We start from the raw sequence: 20,311 nt of genomic DNA on the forward strand, positions 1-20,311 counted from the left end.
AATGAAAATAGCAGTAGCAAGCGATAACGGAATCGTAACAGAGCATTTTGGACATTGTCAGAGTTTTAGTATCTTTGAAACTCAAAATAATCAAATAGTTAAGAGTGACATTATTGCAAACCCTGGACATAAGCCTGGCTTTTTACCTAACTTCTTAAACGACTTAGGAGTCAAAGTTATTATTTTAGGCGGTATGGGTGGTGGCGCCATCCAACTATTTAATGAAAAAGGAATAGAAGTTATTACTGGAGCAAAAGGACTTTCGAGGGCTGCCGCAGAACTATATTCTCAAGGCAAACTAAAAACTACCGGCTCTGTTTGCCAAGAACATCAGCACCATGGAGAATGTGGCGGACATTGAAGGATGGACGAGCTGATATCTGTGAGCAGCAGAAACCAACTATAATTAAAATAATAAATGCGAAAGAAGATATAAGTAAATTGAATCCTCCATGATAAGCAATCTTATCATGGAGGATTTTTATTACCCAGTCACTCACAATAACATCTTAATAAGAATAATATGGAATACAAGGAAAGGGCTGGGAGGGACTGGTTTGAAAGCAGAGGAACGGGTTTGTTGCATCAATCGTTTAGAAGAACTACGGGATTCTAAGGTCTTAGTTTATTTTTCTTATACACCCTTAGATGATTCTATTTTAGTCCCCCTATATAATCAGTTAAAAGAAATTGGGCATACTAAAAAAATTGACTTAGTTTTACACAGTTATGGGGGAGCGGTGGATACACCATATAAAGTTGTAATGCTAATTCGAGAGTTTTGTGATGAATTCGCAGTAATTGTTCCGTTCGTTGCTAAATCAGCCGCTTCAATGCTTGTCTTAGGAGCAGATGAAGTCGTGATGGGTCCGATCTCTGAACTCGGTCCTATTGATCCATTGGTTAAGCATCCGGTTTATAATGAGGTCTTAGTTCCTGTTCAGGCAGTTTGGCATTGTCTAGATTTTTTTCAGCGTTTGATTGTCAATAGTACTAACGCTGAGGTTGCTACCATAGTTGCAACGCCAATGCTTAGTAAGCTTGATCCTTGGCTTATCGGAGACTATGAAAAAACAATTAAGGCATCTCGACAATATGCGGAAACATTACTATCCCGTTACATGCTGAAAGATACCCCGGAGAAAGTCCCTATTGTGACCAATGCTTTAACAGAGGGATACTTTTCCCACGGATATCCGATTGGACGGCAAGAAGCTAAAGAACTAGGAATTAGAGTAACCGAGGCTCATGGAGAACTGTGGGATATTATTTGGAATCTTTATCTTGGATACGAAAAACTCTTTAAAGAAAGAGACAACGAATAAAAAAGACTGCCAGCGCGGTCTTTTTATCCAATCTAATGCACCAAATTTGTTGCATACTTTCAAGCTTGAGACAATAAAGTTTTCTATAGTTTCCATTCATAACATATTGCACGTTATCGTGGAATGCGGTAGGATAGATATAATGCTTGGTTTTAAAAAAAGTTCAAAGTAGATATAACGAGACAGTTTATTATTAATGGAGGTGGCTGAATATGTTTACAACATTTGGATTGATTACTCCTATGACTGCGGGGATTATTCTTGTTATAGCTCTCGTTATTTTTGGTCCAGGTAAACTACCGGATTTAGGAAAAGCGCTTGGTAAAGGAATTAGAGAATTTAAATCTGCCACCGACGGTGACGATAAACCAGAAACCAAGGAAGTTAAAGAAGTAAAGACTGTTAAAATTGAAAAAGAGTAATATTGAGAAGATATAAAGACGGAGCTAATTGCTCCGTCTTTTACTATATTAAGAACTAAATATTAAACCTGTAAGGAATTATACTTATCTTTGGCTTTTTGAACTTCCTGAGCTTGAGCATCAGCTGTTGGATACCAACCTTTTTGAGTCATTACATTGTAAAGGTTCTCATGAATACTTTGTTCTTCCGTTAGAATATCTTTCAGGTTTTGTCTTAAATTGGCGCAGGTGGATTCAGTAATGAATGTATTATACGTGGAAGTAAAATGCTTTTCAATTGTCAGTAAATCAGTTAATATTTCTTCTTCGGTTAAGGTGTTTTGCGTGTTCATTTAATCCCGTCCTTTCATAGTTATTGATGGGAGTTCAAATAGTTGAGTAAGGTATCGTAATGCTTTCGATGTTGTTGGGACATACTAGTTAACTGTGCACTGATCGCTTGATCTTGAACAGCTTGCGCAGCTTGAGCAAACTTATGAACTAGCAATGCTTCCGCACCAAGTTGGTCATTCAAGATAGTTAAATTTTTGGCCGTTAATTCGGGATTCATATTATTCATGTTCATTCTCCTCTCGGAATATTTGACCCTTTTATAGAATGTCAAATTAACAGATGAAGTATGTGAGGGTTGAAGTGGATTGTTTTGGTAAGAATAAATTCAGACCAATAAAGGAGAAATAAGTTTATGAATACTTCTAATGTTAGACCAATAAATAGCATGAAGTTGATTTATCTATACATCTCTAAGGTATTTCCGCTTGTAAAACAAGAACTAGACGGTTGGAAAGAGAAAGCTAGGCAGGCTCCAGATGCACGATTATGTCACCAAGCTTTAGAAAGCATTCGTTGGAAAGCCTTTCACTGCCAAGGGGGGAGTATTTATGCCCTTTATCCAGGGATAAATCGAGAAGAAGCAATTCGATTCATCACGGCCTATCAAACCATGAGTGATTATCTAGATAACCTAGTGGATAGCCTTGAAGTGCAAGATGAAAAAGCCTTCTCTCAATTGCATTTAGCTATGCAAGAAGCTCTAAATCCTGAGGCAGTTCCTTCAGATTATTATTTGTATTATCCTTATCGAGAAGATGGTGGGTATCTTGAAAAATTAGTCAAAACCTGCCAAGATAGCCTCGCCAAGTTGCCCTCATATAAAACGGTTCAAGAGGAAGCTATTAAGTTAGCCGAACTTTATTCACATTTACAAACCTATAAACACTTAAGCTTAGAACAACGGGAATCGAAAATGTTGGACTGGATTGCTCCCTATATTTCTGACGATTCAGAGATAACTGAGTGGGAATTCGCAGCGGCTACAGGGTCAACTTTGGGGATTTTCTGTTTGTATGCAGTGGCCTATGATTCTAAGTTGACCATAGATCAAGTAAAAATGATTAAAAAAACATATTTCCCCTGGATATGTGGTCTACACATATTATTGGACTATTTCATTGATCTCCGTGAAGATCGTGAGACTAATCAGCTGAATTTTGTAGCTTATTATAATCATCCGGAGAAAATTTACCAGCGGTTAAACCTATTTTTAGAAAACTCGCTTCAGCAAGCGGAACTGTTACCGTATCCTCAGTTCCATAAGGTTGTCGTTAGAGGGCTTCTAGCAATGTATCTGTCAGATGAGAAAAGTATGGATGTTAATATTCAGTCTATCGTTAAAAACCTTTTGAAAAATAGCGGATTAGGAGTTACTTTACTCTATCGGTTGTGCCGTCAATTAAGAATACGAAATATACTCTAAAATATCTTAAGGAACCATTATGGTTAACGGAAAGTTAGACCATAATGGTTCCTTAATTGGTTGACCAAACGAACTTCGGTGATTTCATGCTTTGCGAAGTAGGGTTAAATCGGCTAGGCTTAAAAGAGTCGTTTTATAATGACTTGAAGGAATTGCATCCAAGCTTGATTTGGCCTTACTGATACATTGTGTGGCAGTTAGATAAGCTTGTTCAATACATCCGGTACTAATAAGGGCCTCCTTGATGCTTTGAGAGCCTTGAGGGGTTACTTTGCGCACCTTCATAATTTCCTTAAGCCAGTCCCCATAAATCGGTTTATCCAAAAGATAAAGCAATGGCAGAGTTATGTTGCCATTCTCAAAATCAGCTCCCACTGGTTTGCCAAGAGATTTCTCATCCCCATTAATATCTAAGATGTCATCGGTGATTTGATAGGCGTATCCAAGATTCAATCCATAGTCTCGCATCCGGTTTAGTTCTTCTGACGTGGCACCCGCTAGGATGGCACCGGATTGACAACAGGCAGCAAGAAGAATACCTGTCTTTTTAGCAATTCGGCTAAAATACGTTTCTTTGTCAACTGAAATAGAGAATTGCTCATCTGCTTGATGCACTTCCCCATGACACATAGCTTGGATGGCGTCAACTAAGTAGTTCATACTATCTAATAGGTTTTGCTTAGAAAGAATGTTAAAGGCTTCAGCGAAGAGATAGTCCCCAGTTAGGATTGCAGCATGGTTTCCATATTGAGAGACAATCGTTGGTTTTCCACGCCGAGTTTCTGATTCATCAATAACATCATCATGAATCAAAGAAGCCATATGAATAAGTTCTGACGCCACTGCCGCTTGAATCATCAAGGGATTTAGGGGAGCAAAGCACATACCACTATAGAGAGTTAGGAGTGGTCTAATTCTTTTACCGCCGGATTCCAACAAACTGATACAGGTTTCTTTAATGAGACCATCGGCTTTTTGGAGAACCGTCTGCAACTGATCTTCAACGAAGAGCAGTTCCGTAAATTGTAGCTTGGGAATTGATGAATCCTGAGTGATATAACGTTCTTGTATACTCATTGCATTCCGCCTTCTGTCCCATTAAGTATAGTAAAAGCTTTTATATTATGTCTTAAAGGAAAGGATAGGATACATAAAGTTCAAAATATTTCCAAGCTCAAAGAACTTTGTGACATCTGAGTAATAGGAGTAATAATTCTTTGAGTGGGGAAATCTAAACTATTAGAGTAAGTGTCAGTTAACAGCAGTATACTTAAAACAGTGAGGAGGCGAATTCAATGACCAATCAAAATAATAAGGAACACGCATCCCAATTAAATCGTCAGCCATGGGAGCCAGCCGGGGTTGTGAGTGTCGTAAATGATGATAAGACACCAAAGTATAGTGATGACAGAGGCAAGAATGCCAAAGGCGGCATGCTGACGTTAGAGGTGAACGAGGTGTTTCATAATAAAGGAATAATGGAAGGGCTCAACAGCTCAGAAAAGTAGTCCATAACAATAAATAACTCCGACTCGTGTCCATAGCCGGGCGCGAGCAGGAGTTATTTAAGTGTTCAAAAGAAGTAATATTAAAACCAGTAAAATACACAGTTAAAAGTTAAAGGTGGAAGATATGTTAAAAGCATTATGGAAAGACATAATTAAACCGACAATTTGGGCATACGTTCTTGCTTGTGCTATTCCTGGGAGTATGGCAAGCGCATATTATATTTATTCTCGATTTTTTTGACCAGAGGGAATCTTAAAGAGCAAATTACTATATAGATCAGCCTATTCAAATCTGATTCGGATCCTTTCAGGTCTTTTCAGGGACAAGGCTTTCCTGATACAATAGGAGGAAATTAGGAAAGTAAGGAATGAAATGTATGAATGTGATGATTTTAACGAGTAGTCCTAATATTGACGGTTTAACAGCCGCCTGCGGAAATGCTGCCAAAACGGGAGCAGAGCAAGCTGGGGCAAAGGTCTTAATGGTTAACCTAAATCAGCAAAAGATTGGCAACTGCCAAGCTTGTGGTAATGGTTGGGGACCATGTCGTAACGAGCACTATTGTCAAGTAAAGGATGACTTTCAAACGTTACATACCTCTTTGGAGACTATTGATGCCTTTGTTCTGGTGACTCCAGTTTATTGGGGAGAGATGAGTGAATCAGCAAAAGCCTTTACAGATCGAGTGAGACGTTGTGAGGCCTTGAAAAAACAAAATTCCTACTTTGAAAATAAATTGGTTATATCTGTTGCAGCTGCAGGGGGGAGTGGAAATGGGATAACCACCTGTCTTACCTCAATGGAAAGATTCTTCACCCAAGTAAAAGCTGAGAAGTATGACTTTATAGGAGTCACTCAGAAGAATAAGAAATATAAAATCAATACTATCCAGGAAGCCTCAAAAGAAATGGTGACAGCTTTCCTTCGTAAGTGAAAGAAATAATACAAAAAAGCCATCACTCTAATATGATTAGGTGATGGCTTTGATATCGAAACTGTATTCTACTGACTTTCTTGTCTTTTGAAATAATCAGAGACAGCCGTTGATTGCATCTCTTCCCAGCTTTTGAATTTAGTGGTTTTGCTAATGAATTTATCGAACTCTTCATTGAGAAGAGCCATAAATTCCTCTAAACTATTTACTTTAAACTTACCAGCTACAAGTAGTTCACCAAAGTTAGCGAATTGGGTGTAAGTAGACATAAACGTTGGAGTAAACAAATCAGTAAAGCTTACCATACCCAGGGGTTTTTCAGATTGCCTCTTTTCCAAGCTTTCAGTCAAACGGTCTAAGTCAGATTTATTATTGTCATTCATACCTTCACCACCTTTAAGTGCATTCGATTAGCTTATGTGATTTTCTGGACAACTAAAGCAATTATAGTATAAAGTTACATATAGTAAAAGGAATTTTTGCTTATTCTGAGTCATTTTTAAAAGGGTGCTCTTCATTGTTCCAAAAAGCACCACCTTGTTTAAATGCTTCAGTACTAAGTATCTCCATTTCCCCTTCACGAAGCGCAGTGTTAAAGAATTGTTCAATTGTAATGCCAAGTTTAGTACACACATAATTGAGACGTTGACGATCTTCCCCGGAAACCGGTATAACCAGATATTGAGTCTTCATTATTAATCACCTCTAATATTAGATTCGATAGAAAGATCAAAAAACCTGCTTAAGAGTTGCAAAAACTCTAATAGACAGACTTCCAAGTCAGCTGATCAATCTTTTTCGTTAAATCGCCTTTTTCTTAGAAAAAATACTTGGAAAAGATGGACTATTTCTGTTAATATAACGTATAGAGTTAAAAATTGTTCAATGTATACAATAAGCAAAATAGATGCGGTTTCTGCTTGCTTATGCTGGTATACCGTGATACATAATTAAGAAACTGGGGGGTTAATTAGAGATGGATACCAGTTCCAGTATAGATCGTCTGTTCACAATAAAACCTCCTGTCGGCAGAAACTTGCCAGTAAGCAAGCTTGTAGAAATGGCCTTAGCCCGACAGGAAGGAGTGCTGTCCAATACCGGTGCACTTTGTTGCACTACTGGAAACTATACCGGACGCTCTCCAAAAGATCGCTTTATTGTTGACGAGGATTCTATTCGTAGTCAAATTGCTTGGGGAAACGTGAACAAATCAATCAGCCCTGAAACCTTTGATAATCTTTATCAAAGGGCTTTAGCCTATTTAGAAACTAAAGAGTATTTCGTGTTTGACGGGTTCGCTGGAGCGGATGACAAATATAGTATGCCAATCAGAGTCATTAATGAGTACGCTTGGCATAATATTTTTGTTCAGCAGTTGTTTATTCAACCAACCATTGAGCAATTAGAGGTTCACCAACCTGAGTTTACGATGATATGTACGCCGGGTCTAACGGCGGATCCTAAAACAGATGGAACCAACTCTGAAGCTTATGTTATTCTGTCTCTTGAGAAAAAAGTCATTATCTTAGGCGGCACTGAGTACGCTGGAGAAATGAAGAAGTCGATTTTTAGTGTTCTCAATTACTTAATGCCCTTCCGTGAAGTTTTACCTATGCACTGCTCTGCAAATGTCGGGGCGGAGGGTGATGTAGCGCTTTTCTTCGGGCTATCCGGAACAGGCAAAACAACTCTATCCGCTGATCCTGAGCGCAGTCTCATTGGGGATGATGAGCATGGTTGGTCGGGAAATGGTATATTCAATTTTGAAGGGGGTTGCTATGCTAAGTGCATTAACCTGTCCGAGGAAAAGGAACCTCAGATCTGGAATGCGATTCGCTTTGGAACAGTCATTGAGAATGTCGTTTTAGACAAAGATTCTAAAGCACCAGATTACAATGATAATTCGCTTACCGAAAATACCCGTGCAGGTTATCCGGTAAACTATATTGATAATGCGATAATCCCTGGTCTAGCCGGCCACCCCCGTGTGGTTGTTTTTTTGACTGCTGATGCTTTTGGAGTATTACCACCGATCTCAAAACTCACCAAAGAGCAAGCTATGTATCATTTTCTTTCTGGCTACACCTCAAAGCTTGCGGGTACTGAGCGGGGTGTCACAGAACCTCAAGTCACATTTTCAACATGCTTTGGGGAACCCTTTTTACCTTTAAGTCCGGCTGTTTATGCGAATATGTTGGGAAAACGCATTGACGAGCATCAAGCGAAAGTATATTTAGTCAATACCGGCTGGTCTGGAGGACCTTATGGAGTTGGGAAACGGATGAATTTAAACTATACTAGAGCCATGATAACTGCCGCATTAAATGGGGAGTTAGAAAAGGTTTCTTATCAGCCTGATCCCGTCTTTGGAATCCTTATTCCTGAAATGGTAACAGGAGTACCTGTCGAGGTTTTAACTCCGCGAAATACTTGGCAAGATCCTGAGGCTTATGATAACACTGCACGCTCACTAGCGAAAAGCTTCTGCCAGAATTTTGAAAGATTTAACGAGGTCTCATCCGATATTCGTTCAGCTGGTCCTAATCTTACATAATCTAGATACGTAACACCTAGCAGATTAACGATCCTTTTATAACTATACGACGTCATAGTGGACAACTTCTTCTCTAGCCACTATGACGTCGTTTTAATGTGCCGTGACAGAGGGACGACTTTTTGTCACAATTTAGTTGTGACAAAAAGTCGTTCCCGTTTTTTCGTCAATTCATTTGACGATTTAAGAAAAGACCGTCAGAAAATGCCCTTTAAATACGTTATATCATATGAGACGAATTTTGAAGGAGGAGTCTATATGAATGGATTCGATTTTTTGTTAACATCCATCTGCTTTAGTATTTTGGGCTACGGGTTATGCTATATGACTCTTTCAAGTAGTAGTAGACTTAAAACTCAAAACAATGAGGAGTCTTCACAAATTCTACACAAATAGGTCATCAAAATGAAACATATCTCGTTTATAGTTAATATATAAACTTGCAGAAACGCACGAAAGGAGTGATGGCCGATGAAATTGATAATTATCTTGGTTATAGTGGGCATGATACCCTCTTTACTGAGAGCGTTGCCAATAAATGAGTATACCGAGGGATATGAATAGATCGGACTGCATCTAGCTACCCAAATGTTGACATGATTTCCGTTGCGTAACGGTCACATAAATCGAAATCTAGAACAAACGCCCTGAAAGTATGAAACTTTCAGGGCGTATCTATTTTATATTGATCAGAAAGCACTAGTTTTTCGAGGGTTCTAGAAATTTAGGAATTAGATATCTTAAGCAGTTTCCTCACTGCCATTCCATTTATCTTTCCACCCATCCCATTTAGGAGCTGTTGCTAATTGTCTTTTCATAGATTTACACTGTATAGTCCAAGGTCCAATGCTAAGAGTAGGAATTTCCAGTGATAAATGTGTCATGAGAATCCCTAAGTGTCTTCTAAATGCCTTACTCCCTCTGTCAGTGACAATATCAAATTCCTCAATCATTCCTAAGACTTCACTAATATCGGAGCAAATCGATCCATTAGCTTTATTCTTATGAGATACGAAATAACCAATAACATCCTTGTCGTTTTCCTCTTGACCATCTTTTGACTGCTCCTCTTCGTTGAATTGAAGTCCATTAATAGTTTCAATGGCATCTCTCAATTCTTCTGCCCTTTGGATTACTTCTAGGAGATCATTCCCCTGAGTTTTACACCCTTTTACTTCAAGTATTTCGGCTAACCAAAGTCCTTCTTCGTTAATTGGGCTAGCAATTAAAGTACAGTTTTTCATGATAAACCTCCCCATAAAAGAATTTTGGTTATTAATTCAAGAACTTTAATGTAAAATCCTTCCATTATTCTAACCTAATCTCATTCTTTTGCGTGCCAGTATACTTCGTTTCTACCGTTTCATGATCTCATTTGCCAGTTTTCGCTAGAATTAGAGCATTATCGAGGTGTATACATTTATGCATTAACTGATTGAACTATTGTATACCTCTATTTACAGGTTACTACCTAATTGGGGCGGTTTCACCACGAGGAGGCAGCATTTCTTTTTGTATTTGGGTGAATAACTCCGGTTAACAGGAAGAGGGAACATAGTGGCATAAAAATTGCACTGTCAATATCGTGTCTTAAAAATCAAACTGTTTTTAGGAGTCTTAGAACATTAGGCTTTCATAAAGGAAGGAGGAGCGTTTTAATAAATTAGTTGAAATTTTTAATTTAGTTGAAAGAAGGGGATAGGGCAAATGGCAAAAATATCAAGTGTCTTCAATAAAATGAATCTAATCTTCTTAGTTTTATTACTAGCAATTGTTATGGTAGGGGAATTTGTCATGGAAAGTATGCATTTACCTACTTGGCCGGCCTTTATTGTAATGATTTTTTTCTTTATGGCACATATGAATATGAAAGAAGTTCCTGCTATACTGCTAGGTAGTGCCTTCGGAATGATCAACCTAGTTTTAATCGAATCATGGGTTGTTTCTACGGTTCCTCTCCTGGGCGGAAATCTAACAAAATACACCGATCCTCATACAGTAGAGGCAATATTCTATTCTAAACTAATTTATATCGCACTGTTTATATCGTTAATCGTTTTTCTGAAAGATATCTTACCTTGGATCTTCAATAACTACTCCTTTATGTGCTTTACTATAGCCGCAGCAATCTCTGGAGGACATACTGCTGCTGCTATCGCTGCCAAAACGGTTGCTGGTCATGCAAATGCAGTCGCTGCTGCTGGAGGTGATCCTGCTGTGATAGAGGCCATGAAAGGGGCGACAGATAAAGCTATCGCTTCAAGTGTTCCCGTTACAAATGTATACCAGTGGATAGGAATTGAGCTAATTGGCGGAGCATGCTTTGTCTTGGGAATCTACGGCATCCTCAAATTCTTAGTTAAGCTAGAAGCTGCCTCTCCAAAGGTACAAATCGCGAAATAGGATAGGTTATCATAAGAATAAAAATGTCCTCGCAAGAGGCGCTGACTTTAACTCAAGTCAGCGCTCTTTTTCTAGCAGTAGAAAAATTCATTTCTGTTTCAGAAAATAAATCCCCATTAATTTTCTCTATGAAGTGAGATTTGTCTCGATATGATGTATACTTTCTATACATAGCTTAAAGAGGAGAGGATAGAAATGTTTGTAGGAACCCATGCAGTAACAACTAAGGTCATTCGTAAATGGGATAACGAACTCTTCTTTACAATCCTAAATAACATAAACGATGTCGTATTAGTTATTGATTCAGATACAGTCATTGTTTACCTTAACGAAGCCTATTCTAAGGTTTTGGGTGTGCCGGTATCCAATGCTTTAGGTCGAAGGTTGGAAGAACTTGAACCTGGCTCAAGGACAATTAAAGTACTACGCACAGGGGTAGCCAGCAGCAATAATGTCGGTTACTTAGAATCTCTAGATATGAATGTGGTAGGAAGTACGTTTCCTTTTTATGATAATGGGAAAATTATCGGTGCTATCTCAATTTTCAGGAATGTGAACGAAGTTGTTCAATTAAAAAGTGAGTTGGAGCAAACAAAAGGTATAGCGGATTATTTGAAAGAACAGTTAGAACAGTGGGAGAAATTGCCTCATTCCTTCAAGGAATATGTAGGGCAAAACAGTCGGCTGAAGGAAACGTTGGTCTTAGCAGCTAAAGTGGCACGTACTGAAAGTACGGTTCTGATCCTGGGTGAAAGTGGGGTTGGCAAAGAAGTCTTAGCCAGGGCTGTTCATAATTCCAGCCGGCGTAAGGACAAGCCTATGATTAAGGTGAATTGTGCTGCAATACCAGAGGATTTAATCGAAAGTGAATTGTTTGGATATGAAGATGGAGCTTTTACAGGGGCTAAAAAAGGGGGCAAGCTAGGTAAGTTTGAACTTGCTAATAGTGGTACAATTTTTCTTGACGAAATCGGGGATATGAGCCTTACCATGCAAGCTAAATTGCTGCGTGTGTTACAAGAAAAGGAATTTGAAAGGGTAGGTGGTACAAAGACTATTAAAATTGATATTCGAGTTATTGCAGCCACCAATCGGGATTTAGAGAGTATGGTTCAGAATGAAACATTTCGGCGTGACCTGTACTATCGACTGAATATTGTTCCTCTTATTCTAACTCCGCTTCGCGAGCGCAAGGATGATCTATTGGCACTGTCAAAAACATTTCTAAAACAGTTCGCTCGACAAGTTGATTATGAGTTGACTTTATCTCCCCAAGTAATGAGCATATTTCAGGCTTATGACTGGCCTGGAAACATTCGAGAATTACAAAATGTATTGGAACACGCCAGCATCGTTTGTGGGGGCGACATGATCGAGATTCGGCATTTGCCTGCACTATTTACGACCGCCGATGGGCAATACTCAAGTGTTCAAAATAAGCCATATGCTGTGAAAGAAAACGTTGCAAGGTTCGAAAAAGAACTGATTCTCTTAGCCTTGGCCAATAATAATAATAACCGCACGAACACCATGAAGTCTTTGGGAATCTCGAGACGCGCCTTTTACAATAAATTACACCGTTACGGCATAAAAATGGAAGACTAATAGCCAAGACATAGCTGGCTATAGTTTCAATCTCCACCCTTTCGCAAGGTGGGGATTTTTTATATTGTATGGAGGAATTTCTCCATTCATAAAGAATTATTAGACTAACGCCAGTATTATCTAAGAAAATAGGGCTCCCGGGAATTGGTAAAACGACATATATGACCTAAGGGGGAAAAGACTTGAAGTGGAACAAGAAACACATTTTCATAATCTTATTAGTTTGTCTAGTTGTCGCTGGAAGCGGCAGCTACCTAAAGTTGGTTTATCAACCTAATCAGAGGTTAACCATGGCTGCCACGCTTCATAATAATGGACAAGCATCTGAGGCAGATGAGGTGTACCGATCCTTTATTTATGATTTTCCACAGCACACCAAAGCAGCGTTTGCCTATGGACAGTTGTTTGAGATTAATTTTAGTGATAAGGCAAGATCAGCTGAGATTTTAAAAATCCTAAAAGAGAACTATCCATCGTCAGAAGCGTATGCAAATAGCTTGGCAAAATTGGCTGCCCGGGAAATAGAGCGGTTAAAACCACTTTATGAGGACTTCTATAATACTGGATCTGGAAAAGATAAGTATTTCTCTGAGGCTAAAGGTCTTCTTAATGAGCTTGAGTTAATGAAAGATTCAAGCGCCTTTACAGCGATCGGTGGCAATGATCTCATTTCCAAGTTCAATGCAATTGTTAACCCTCCTTTTGGAGCCTTCGAGTTTAAACTTGCCTTAAGCGACTACATCCACCTGGAAACTGTAACATCGACGGACAAACCAAAGGTAACATTAACCACAAGTGATGGAACATCAGTTCATGTGCAATACGACAAGGAGACAGGAATTGTAAGTGCTAACGACCTAGCTCCTGGAAACTACAACTTACATATAAGCCTGATAAGGAACGCTGGGGCCCGCCCTGGCGACTACTTTGGTGGAGAATCACTGACCATCATACCCGGACGCAAATACAAGGACACTACCTACCTTTTTAAGAAAAGCGAGTCTAGCTTAAATTCGGATAATATAGATCGCCGATATTTAGCCCTGGACAACCATACCCATACCGTATCTGCTAAGCAAGTAACCACCTCCTCGGATGCTCCTGTCCCTAAACAAATTACTGAAGAGGTGCTGCCTCGGGGATATAGGGTTCCTGAAAATGATCATTATCTTTTTGACTTAGATAACGATAAGCAAAACGAGCTGATCGCCTATTACCATCAAACACGCTCACTAGCTGTCTTAGGTTGGAATGGTAAAGCATTTGAAGAGCAAACAAAGGTTCAGATTGGAAGTAGTGATACGAAACTTGACTTTTCCCTGTATCCAATAAGCATCAAGTTATATCATCTAGAAGGAATGACCTTCCCCGTTTTAGGACTTATAACGACAAGTGGGGAGAGTGGGGGTTATCCAGAATTAACGTTGATTAATTGGAATGGCAAAGACGGATATAATGTCCTTTGGGACGCTACAGCGGGAGACAATGGAGAATGGCAAATCACAAAAAAGGGAATCAGTATGACTCAAGATAACTTCAGTGTAAGATCACAAGGGAATGCCAAGACAAGATTCACACAAGAATATGACTACGATGGTACTACCTTCGTTTTAGCCAACGCCTACTCAATTCAATGAGAGGGGCCTTCACTTTAATAAAGAAAGTCGTCCATAAAGGACGGCTTTTTAATTGCAATGCTAGGTTTTCTAAGGCTATCAGGAATATAAAAAGAAACCTCCGCGTCCGGAGGTATGCACAATGTCTTTAGGCTTCAGAATTCATATAGTTTTTCTAAATACCTATACGTTTGAAAGTATGAATTTTAGGGTGTGACTGTGAGTTAATGCTAACTTAGATTTATTCGTTCGCGGGTTGACCAACCCATTACATCATAGACAATTCAGTACCCAATGATAGCTTCAAAAATGATAATACCAGCAATATAAAAAGCTAATGGGGCCATCCAATTCGTGGCGATCTGTAGCATTACTAAACTTATTAGAATTAACCCAATTACAAGGCGAATTATCCGATCTATTACCCCCAGATTCCTTTTAAACTCAAGCTGCATATTTCGTCCCTCGCAATCAATGAATAGACTATATGATTAAGCTTTTCCCCCATATGGGCAATCCATACAAAGCAAGTGTTTGTTCTCATCTAACATCACTTCCAAAAACTGCCACCGAAAGAACCCTCTAAAAATATCATCGAAAATAGTATTAATATGTTGAAAAGACTTTTAGTCCTGTTCATGTAGTAAAATTCTTGTCTTCTCGTCCTTCCGATTTATGGCCGGAGGGACCTTTTTTAACACTATGCAAAAAAGCCCTTGATCAGATGAGCAAGGGCTTTTTTGCATAGTGTTAGTTTTTTAGGCAATGGAATCAGTCTCTAAGGTGCACACTAATCAGCAACTATATATCGTCTCCATGGAATTCTGCTGGGGTCTGTTTTCGCAAGAAAATTAACGATATCTTTTCGACCATAGTAAGCAGGTTTACCTTGCGAATCTTCACCCATTAAGATGATCGGCATGTTCGGAAAAATATGACGATAAGCATTTCTAGCTTCTTGAGTTTCAGTAGTACTTTGGATTATGTGAGGTTTCACCACAACTATAGCAAAAGTAATACCCAGTTCCTTAACAACAGCACCATCGATTTGATAACTCATAAAAATTCCCCCTAAGATATACATGTATTAGTTTTGTTTGGCTAATTTACTAAATTCGACAAAAGAAGAGAAACCCCTGTTTGATCCCCGGATTTATTTCGCAGCAAGGTCAAGGATGCTATTTTCTATTTCATTAGTTTTACTTCTTATTATCTCAATAAGAGGTTCAAGCTTTTCAAAGAAGACAATTACAATATCCTCGAGTTCTGCAAGATCTAATGCTGCATTAAAAGCCTCGGTCTCCTTTGAAATCTTTCTTAAGTTCATCGAATTAAACTTTGAGGTTAGCACTCCCTTTTCTAAGAGGTTTGCTACCTCGTCGTTAGCCCGCCCTCTTTTATCTCCGTCTTCTTTTATAAAAATATAATCAAAGTTTTCACCGGCACATTTACCAACTTCAACAATATCCTTATCTGATCGATCACCTGGTACTCCAATAACTCCTATAAGTTTATTATGTTCTAATTGCTTAAGGCCATCTAGTACACACTTATAACCATCTTTATTGTGTCCATAGTCTAATACAACTCTCTTATCATTTACATAGTACATATTAAATCTACCAGGATTTTGATTACAGGTAAAAGATCTTAAACCCTCTCTAATAGTAGCGTAATCTATGCCTAACCCAATCGCGGCAGCACAGGAAGCTAAGGTATTTTCTATGTTATATTTGAGAATGCCTTTTAAGGTAATGACGATGCTGTTTATATCTATTAATTTTTCGGTCATCGAGTCTTTCTCGATGACAATATTACCCTCATCTACATAGATTCCAAACCCTCCGTTTTTGATGTTAGCTTGCAGGATTGGATTGTCCTTGGTTTGGGAAAATATCACGAGAGGACTCTTAAATCTTTCTAAGATACTAATACTCATATTGTCATCCCCATTAATGACAACGCAGCCTTCTTCCTTTACAGCTTCTCCTACTAATGCCTTAACCTTAGCCAAATCATCCAAAGTTTCTACCTCGTCTATCCCAAGATGATCCTGAGTTATGTTGGTGATAACTCCGACATCTGCTAAGTCATAGGCCAGCCCACCTCTAATTATTCCACCCCTAGCAGTTTCGAGGACTGCTGCATCGATATTCTTATTCATTAATACAGCTAAGGCACTTTTGGGGCCGGTAGTATCACCCTTAAAGATACATTTTCCGTCAATATAAATTCCATCCGTAGTAGTCATACCTACAGTGTATCCTGCAACAGAAAGTATGTGCGCAATGAGTCTAGTCGTAGTGGTTTTTCCATTTGTTCCTGTTACAGCTACTAGTGGGATCTTTCCTAGGCTATCTTTGAATAATTTATCAACGATATGTCCGGCTACATTGCGTTTAGTTCCGAAGAAAGGATTCTGATGCATTCGAATGCCCGGGGCTGCGTTTATTTCTGTAATTGCACCTTCAGGATCTAGGGGTTTACTAATATCCTTACATAACAAATCTATACCACAGATATCTAATCCAATAGCATTAGCAGCTCTTTTGCAATATTCAATCGTTTCCTCGCATATTGATTCAGTACAATCAATTGCAAACCCGCCCGTTGATAAATTCGCATTATCTTTTAAAAATAGCTTTTTATCTTTAGGAAGAAGAGACTTCAGGGTAAACCTTTTTCGTCTAAGGTATTCTATAAGGGCATCGTCAATTTTAATTTTGGTTAATTCCTTTTCATGACCTTCGCCTCTACGGATATCCTTATTTGTTTGACGGATAAGCTCCTCGATAGAACTTATCCCATCGCCTATAATATAGGGAGGGATTCTTTCTGAAACTGCAACAATCTCTCCATAAACCATGCATACTCTATAGTCATTTCCATTAATATGCTCTTCGATTATTAAATCTTTATAGTCCTTTATTAAAAGGTCATAGGCCTTTAATAGTTGTATTTCATTTTTTATATTGACAATGACCCCCTTGCCTTGGTTTCCAAACCGGGGTTTAAGAACCAATGGATAACCAACCTCCTTAGCGTGTGTAATTGCTTCGAGCCTACTCCCTATTTTGAAACCTCTTGCTACAGGTAGACAATGCAAGCTTAATAGCTCTTTTGTCAATAATTTATCCTGGGCAATGCTTACAGCAATTTCGCTAGTATCATTACCTACAGTTGCTTGTATCTTTTTTGAATGCTTTCCATAGCCTAGTTGAAAGATACTTTGTTCACCGATTCTTAAAATAGGGATTCCTCGATTTTTTGCCTCTTCACAAATAGCAAGGGTACTTAATCCGAGTTGTTCACTTCTTAGGAGGTTCTTTAATTTGTTTAGTCTTAGGTCCAAATCAAATGGCTCCTTATTGATTAACGAGTTAATAAGATCAACAGCTATATTTCCCGCCTCTAAACCTGTATTCTCGTATTCATATTGATAAATTACGTAATAGTTTTCTCCGGATTGTTCTCGAGCTTTCCCATAACTTATGTCCAAACTAACCATATTGTGGAGGGCGATGATTATGTGTTCCGATACATGTGCCAAGTATGTTCCTTCTGTTAGTCGCTTAATAAAGCCTCTATTCTCATCTACTCCACATCGATGCGTCGCAAGCTCTGGCAATAGACTTATTAAATTCTGATTAAAACCACTGATGTTTTTACTAGGGATTTCGCTATACCCTTCTAAATCTAGGTTAAGCCGTATGCATTTTTTATGGGTATATATATTTCTACCCTTAAAGACCTTAGAACTAATAAGTTTCACGAAGCTCTCCTCCTCGAGTATATACATACAAAATCCGCAGGAAACATAGGGTTATTTGATTTAGTCAATTTTCATGATAAATCCATAGATGCGAAGGGGAGAGTGTTAAAGGACTCTCCCTATATCGTAAATAGATTGATAAACTTCATTATTTATAAGTCTATCAAACTACTAATCTAATATAACCAAGTACAGAACCTATACGCTGGAATGTTTTGTTTATAAACTTTAGGTATATTAATCATATTAATAAGATTAATGAAAACGGTTGAAACAAATAATAAGAATCGTGAGAAATGACAAGGAGGAAAAATAAAGAAAGTATAAAGTGAGGCTTTAAATTTATACCTGAATTAAAATATCCTATAGGCAGAATAATTGAATAGGTTTGAGGGTATATTAAACTTTGGTTGCATCCTCCTTTACACTTTGCCCTCATCGGTAACGGCGGGGGCCTTTATCATTGGAAATTCCAACAAAACTGCAATTGACGAGGCAATAAATGAACATTCTTTAAAGGAGTTTGCAAAAGGCTAAAGTATTAAATCTAAGAAATTCGAGGTAGGAATAATGGATACTATTCTGGTAGTATTAAGGGCTCTTTTTGCCTTTATTTTACTTCTAATAGTAGCAAGGTTGATGGGTAGAAAGGTCATTTCCCAAATGACCTTCTTTGACTTTGGTGTTGCTATATCCATAGGTTCAATTACAGCTAATCTTGCAATGAGTCAAGGTAGCACTACTATCACAGCTGTTACTGTTTTAATTACCTTTGGAACCCTTTCAATTATCACTGGATATTTACACATAAAAAGTTTATGGTTCCGAAAATTAACGAACAGTGAACCTGTAACTGCAATCGCTAATGGCCAAATTATTGATAAAAACCTAAAACGATTACGTTTAACCACCAATGAATTAACGTCTCTTTTAAGAGAAAAAAATATATTTAACATTGCTGACGTAGAGTTCGCAATTTTGGAAAACGAAGGTAAATTATCGGTTTTACCTAAATCACAAAAGCAGCCGTTAACCCCCTCTGACCTAAATATTACGACAGTTTATAAGGGATTAACGGCCGATATTATAATCGACGGAAATATAATGCAAGAAAATCTCAGAAGTGCAAAATTAAATGAGGAATGGCTAAAAAATCAGCTTAACAGCCAAGGAATTTCAAGTGTTCAAGAAGTTTTCTATGCAGGCTTAGATTCATCGGGAAATTTGTATGTATCTAAAAAAACCAACAATGAAGAAACTGAAGGACAGTATGGTATCGAATAAAAGAGTCAGGAGGATCCCATGGACCGTCCCAAGCAAATTCTTAAACACTGCGATATGTTCAGAGTAATCGTTGTTTCGCTACAATGTTATCTACAAAGATTAGTTTAGACAATTAGCCATCTTGGAGGATAAAAAAAGAACCGAAGGTTTTATTACCTCAGTTCTAATTTTGTTATTTATATGTGTATTTTTGTATTAGTGTTGATTTAATTATAATTTGAAATCGTAACAACCATAGTAAATAAGACTAAGAACGCGATAATTATACTCACCGAAATAATCGCTTTTTTCCTATCTTCTTCGTCCTCTTTCGCACCAGTATAGTTATTCGATGTGTTTAAATAGAAAATAGCAGCATTTCCTCTTACAGTGGCCTTGGAGTTCCCATTAAATTTTTTGTTATGGTTATCAATTACATAATATCTTCCTCTCATAAGCTTCTCTCCTCGTCTTAACCCCATTATGAGGGCATCTCATTCCTCCTTGCCAATAAATAATAGTTCTCTAATAATTCTGAATTTCCTGCCTTTCGACAATATTTATTTGCGACTATTGAGAAGTAATTATAAAACTCAAGCGCGTTATTACTTGACTTTGAAATTGTACGGTAACTTAGCGCATCATTTGATGTTCTCTTGAGTCATATGAATGTTAACTCTATAAAAGCTATGCCGATCCTTGGACCAACTCATTCTACATAATAAGTCACACATTTAGAGATAATATGTGGAAAGTGAATGGCTAAAAGAGACGTCGCGGTACCCGCTCGCTTTGCTTGCTTATCCTGGCTTACCAGCCGGCTTCGTCCCTCGCTTCCTCGGGCCGCTGCTGGTTAGGCCGTATTTTTATGTCCATGCTTATCCAAGCGCGGTGGATCTCCCCTCGGGGAGCTAACCGCGCTTAGCTCGTTGTTTGTGGTCTTTGCTGCGCGAGAATTCCTCCTCGTGCCTCGGAGTAATACCCGCGCTGGGCTGCATTATGTTGCCGGGAGTCCCCTGCAACCGCGTGCCTAGCTTGGTGAGTGCAAGATTAGACTTAAGAATTAGCTAAGCCGCTCACATAGCGGAGATAAGCCCTAACCCGCAACTCGGCCGCTTATACGTAGTATGCGCGGCCGGTGGACCCGCTTCC

Annotated in this window: 21 protein-coding genes; 11 read left to right on the forward strand and 10 right to left on the reverse strand. The window is 38.5% G+C overall.

What is annotated here, in order from left to right; translation table 11 throughout:
* Position 1: 1 nt before the first annotated feature.
* The 3 genes from HGJ98_RS00890 (at position 2) to HGJ98_RS00900 (ending at position 1,747) form a co-directional block, all read left to right on the forward strand.
* Positions 2 to 361 carry a NifB/NifX family molybdenum-iron cluster-binding protein gene (locus HGJ98_RS00890; protein ID WP_291349109.1) on the forward strand — a complete coding sequence of 120 codons (360 nt, stop codon included), beginning with the start codon at positions 2 to 4 and terminating at the stop codon, positions 359 to 361.
* A gap of 196 nt (positions 362 to 557) precedes the next feature.
* The gene (locus HGJ98_RS00895) at positions 558 to 1,325 is read left to right on the forward strand and encodes a peptidase (RefSeq protein WP_291349110.1); all 768 of its coding nucleotides are present in this window, start codon (positions 558 to 560) and stop codon (positions 1,323 to 1,325) included.
* 212 nt (positions 1,326 to 1,537) lie between these two features.
* Positions 1,538 to 1,747, forward strand: a complete 210-nt coding sequence (locus tag HGJ98_RS00900) for a twin-arginine translocase TatA/TatE family subunit (RefSeq protein WP_291349111.1) — start codon at positions 1,538 to 1,540, stop codon at positions 1,745 to 1,747.
* Positions 1,748 to 1,809: 62 nt separating this feature from the next.
* On the opposite strand, the gene HGJ98_RS00905 is transcribed toward HGJ98_RS00900, so the two are convergent.
* Both HGJ98_RS00905 and HGJ98_RS00910 read right to left on the reverse strand, forming a co-directional pair.
* Positions 1,810 to 2,079, reverse strand: a complete 270-nt coding sequence (locus tag HGJ98_RS00905) for a spore coat protein (protein ID WP_291349112.1) — start codon at positions 2,077 to 2,079, stop codon at positions 1,810 to 1,812.
* Positions 2,080 to 2,099: 20 nt separating this feature from the next.
* Complete coding sequence (locus HGJ98_RS00910) at positions 2,100 to 2,312, reverse strand: hypothetical protein (RefSeq protein ID WP_291349113.1); 213 nt, start codon at positions 2,310 to 2,312, stop codon at positions 2,100 to 2,102.
* A 120-nt stretch (positions 2,313 to 2,432) separates the two neighbouring features.
* Between HGJ98_RS00910 and HGJ98_RS00915 the strand changes: the two genes are divergently transcribed.
* Positions 2,433 to 3,503: a tetraprenyl-beta-curcumene synthase family protein gene (locus HGJ98_RS00915; RefSeq protein ID WP_291349114.1), complete on the forward strand. Its 1,071-nt coding sequence runs from the start codon at positions 2,433 to 2,435 to the stop codon at positions 3,501 to 3,503.
* 84 nt (positions 3,504 to 3,587) lie between these two features.
* On the opposite strand, the gene HGJ98_RS00920 is transcribed toward HGJ98_RS00915, so the two are convergent.
* On the reverse strand, positions 3,588 to 4,580 hold the full coding sequence (locus HGJ98_RS00920; RefSeq protein WP_291349115.1) for a polyprenyl synthetase family protein: 993 nt from the start codon (positions 4,578 to 4,580) through the stop codon (positions 3,588 to 3,590).
* A gap of 218 nt (positions 4,581 to 4,798) precedes the next feature.
* Between HGJ98_RS00920 and HGJ98_RS00925 the strand changes: the two genes are divergently transcribed.
* Complete coding sequence (locus HGJ98_RS00925) at positions 4,799 to 5,011, forward strand: hypothetical protein (protein ID WP_291349116.1); 213 nt, start codon at positions 4,799 to 4,801, stop codon at positions 5,009 to 5,011.
* A gap of 386 nt (positions 5,012 to 5,397) precedes the next feature.
* Positions 5,398 to 5,946 carry a flavodoxin family protein gene (locus tag HGJ98_RS00930; protein ID WP_291349117.1) on the forward strand — a complete coding sequence of 183 codons (549 nt, stop codon included), beginning with the start codon at positions 5,398 to 5,400 and terminating at the stop codon, positions 5,944 to 5,946.
* 68 nt (positions 5,947 to 6,014) lie between these two features.
* Here the strand turns inward: HGJ98_RS00930 and HGJ98_RS00935 are convergent, their stop codons facing one another.
* Together HGJ98_RS00935 and HGJ98_RS00940 are read right to left on the reverse strand one after the other, a co-directional pair.
* Positions 6,015 to 6,329 (reverse strand): hypothetical protein, encoded by a 315-nt coding sequence (locus tag HGJ98_RS00935; RefSeq protein WP_291349118.1) that lies wholly within the window; start codon positions 6,327 to 6,329, stop codon positions 6,015 to 6,017.
* Between the two features lie 100 nt (positions 6,330 to 6,429).
* Entirely contained in the window at positions 6,430 to 6,639 is a 210-nt protein-coding gene (locus tag HGJ98_RS00940) for a hypothetical protein (RefSeq protein ID WP_291349119.1), read from the reverse strand.
* Between the two features lie 283 nt (positions 6,640 to 6,922).
* On the opposite strand from HGJ98_RS00940, the gene pckA reads away from it, so the two are divergent.
* A complete protein-coding gene (pckA, locus tag HGJ98_RS00945; RefSeq protein WP_291349120.1) occupies positions 6,923 to 8,500 on the forward strand; it encodes a phosphoenolpyruvate carboxykinase (ATP) in 1,578 nt (525 codons plus the stop codon).
* Between the two features lie 740 nt (positions 8,501 to 9,240).
* Here the strand turns inward: pckA and HGJ98_RS00950 are convergent.
* Positions 9,241 to 9,744 (reverse strand): type II toxin-antitoxin system HicB family antitoxin, encoded by a 504-nt coding sequence (locus HGJ98_RS00950; RefSeq protein WP_291349121.1) that lies wholly within the window; start codon positions 9,742 to 9,744, stop codon positions 9,241 to 9,243.
* A 463-nt stretch (positions 9,745 to 10,207) separates the two neighbouring features.
* On the opposite strand from HGJ98_RS00950, the gene HGJ98_RS00955 reads away from it, so the two are divergent.
* The 3 genes from HGJ98_RS00955 to HGJ98_RS00965 all read left to right on the forward strand — a co-directional run bounded on the left by HGJ98_RS00955 (position 10,208) and on the right by HGJ98_RS00965 (position 14,145).
* Positions 10,208 to 10,903, forward strand: coding sequence for a hypothetical protein (locus HGJ98_RS00955; protein ID WP_291349122.1), 696 nt, complete (start codon positions 10,208 to 10,210; stop codon positions 10,901 to 10,903).
* Positions 10,904 to 11,098: 195 nt separating this feature from the next.
* Complete coding sequence (locus HGJ98_RS00960; RefSeq protein ID WP_291349123.1) at positions 11,099 to 12,508, forward strand: sigma 54-interacting transcriptional regulator; 1,410 nt, start codon at positions 11,099 to 11,101, stop codon at positions 12,506 to 12,508.
* A 182-nt stretch (positions 12,509 to 12,690) separates the two neighbouring features.
* On the forward strand, positions 12,691 to 14,145 hold the full coding sequence (locus HGJ98_RS00965; RefSeq protein ID WP_291349124.1) for a hypothetical protein: 1,455 nt from the start codon (positions 12,691 to 12,693) through the stop codon (positions 14,143 to 14,145).
* 263 nt (positions 14,146 to 14,408) lie between these two features.
* Here HGJ98_RS00965 and HGJ98_RS22270 read toward each other — a convergent pair whose 3' ends face one another.
* The 3 genes from HGJ98_RS22270 to cphA all read right to left on the reverse strand — a co-directional run bounded on the left by HGJ98_RS22270 (position 14,409) and on the right by cphA (position 17,896).
* Positions 14,409 to 14,579: a DUF2892 domain-containing protein gene (locus HGJ98_RS22270; RefSeq protein ID WP_367142641.1), complete on the reverse strand. Its 171-nt coding sequence runs from the start codon at positions 14,577 to 14,579 to the stop codon at positions 14,409 to 14,411.
* A gap of 335 nt (positions 14,580 to 14,914) precedes the next feature.
* Positions 14,915 to 15,184 (reverse strand): hypothetical protein, encoded by a 270-nt coding sequence (locus tag HGJ98_RS00970; RefSeq protein WP_291349125.1) that lies wholly within the window; start codon positions 15,182 to 15,184, stop codon positions 14,915 to 14,917.
* Between the two features lie 93 nt (positions 15,185 to 15,277).
* A complete protein-coding gene (gene cphA / locus HGJ98_RS00975) occupies positions 15,278 to 17,896 on the reverse strand; it encodes a cyanophycin synthetase (RefSeq protein ID WP_291349126.1) in 2,619 nt (872 codons plus the stop codon).
* A gap of 570 nt (positions 17,897 to 18,466) precedes the next feature.
* On the opposite strand from cphA, the gene HGJ98_RS00980 reads away from it, so the two are divergent.
* On the forward strand, positions 18,467 to 19,180 hold the full coding sequence (locus HGJ98_RS00980) for a DUF421 domain-containing protein (RefSeq protein WP_291349127.1): 714 nt from the start codon (positions 18,467 to 18,469) through the stop codon (positions 19,178 to 19,180).
* A gap of 206 nt (positions 19,181 to 19,386) precedes the next feature.
* On the opposite strand, the gene HGJ98_RS00985 is transcribed toward HGJ98_RS00980, so the two are convergent.
* Positions 19,387 to 19,614, reverse strand: coding sequence for a hypothetical protein (locus tag HGJ98_RS00985; protein WP_291349128.1), 228 nt, complete (start codon positions 19,612 to 19,614; stop codon positions 19,387 to 19,389).
* Positions 19,615 to 20,311 lie beyond the last annotated feature (697 nt).

It is taken from the genome of Desulfosporosinus sp. (assembly GCF_014237355.1).
Classification (GTDB): domain Bacteria; phylum Bacillota; class Desulfitobacteriia; order Desulfitobacteriales; family Desulfitobacteriaceae; genus Desulfosporosinus.

Bases quoted from the DNA above. Each gene is read 5' to 3' on its own strand.
- HGJ98_RS00985 (WP_291349128.1), bottom strand. From the start codon at position 19,614: ATGAGAGGAAGATATTATGTAATTGATAACCATAACAAAAAATTTAAT.
- HGJ98_RS00930 (WP_291349117.1), top strand. From the start codon at position 5,398: ATGATTTTAACGAGTAGTCCTAATATTGACGGTTTAACAGCCGCCTGC.
- HGJ98_RS00925 (WP_291349116.1), top strand. From the start codon at position 4,799: ATGACCAATCAAAATAATAAGGAACACGCATCCCAATTAAATCGTCAG.
- HGJ98_RS00960 (WP_291349123.1), top strand. From the start codon at position 11,099: ATGTTTGTAGGAACCCATGCAGTAACAACTAAGGTCATTCGTAAATGG.
- HGJ98_RS22270 (WP_367142641.1), bottom strand. From the start codon at position 14,579: ATGCAGCTTGAGTTTAAAAGGAATCTGGGGGTAATAGATCGGATAATT.
- HGJ98_RS00980 (WP_291349127.1), top strand. From the start codon at position 18,467: ATGGATACTATTCTGGTAGTATTAAGGGCTCTTTTTGCCTTTATTTTA.
- HGJ98_RS00890 (WP_291349109.1), top strand. From the start codon at position 2: ATGAAAATAGCAGTAGCAAGCGATAACGGAATCGTAACAGAGCATTTT.
- HGJ98_RS00950 (WP_291349121.1), bottom strand. From the start codon at position 9,744: ATGAAAAACTGTACTTTAATTGCTAGCCCAATTAACGAAGAAGGACTT.
- HGJ98_RS00935 (WP_291349118.1), bottom strand. From the start codon at position 6,329: ATGAATGACAATAATAAATCTGACTTAGACCGTTTGACTGAAAGCTTG.
- HGJ98_RS00940 (WP_291349119.1), bottom strand. From the start codon at position 6,639: ATGAAGACTCAATATCTGGTTATACCGGTTTCCGGGGAAGATCGTCAA.
- pckA (WP_291349120.1), top strand. From the start codon at position 6,923: ATGGATACCAGTTCCAGTATAGATCGTCTGTTCACAATAAAACCTCCT.
- HGJ98_RS00920 (WP_291349115.1), bottom strand. From the start codon at position 4,580: ATGAGTATACAAGAACGTTATATCACTCAGGATTCATCAATTCCCAAG.
- HGJ98_RS00900 (WP_291349111.1), top strand. From the start codon at position 1,538: ATGTTTACAACATTTGGATTGATTACTCCTATGACTGCGGGGATTATT.
- HGJ98_RS00955 (WP_291349122.1), top strand. From the start codon at position 10,208: ATGGCAAAAATATCAAGTGTCTTCAATAAAATGAATCTAATCTTCTTA.
- HGJ98_RS00970 (WP_291349125.1), bottom strand. From the start codon at position 15,184: ATGAGTTATCAAATCGATGGTGCTGTTGTTAAGGAACTGGGTATTACT.
- HGJ98_RS00905 (WP_291349112.1), bottom strand. From the start codon at position 2,079: ATGAACACGCAAAACACCTTAACCGAAGAAGAAATATTAACTGATTTA.
- HGJ98_RS00915 (WP_291349114.1), top strand. From the start codon at position 2,433: ATGAATACTTCTAATGTTAGACCAATAAATAGCATGAAGTTGATTTAT.
- HGJ98_RS00910 (WP_291349113.1), bottom strand. From the start codon at position 2,312: ATGAACATGAATAATATGAATCCCGAATTAACGGCCAAAAATTTAACT.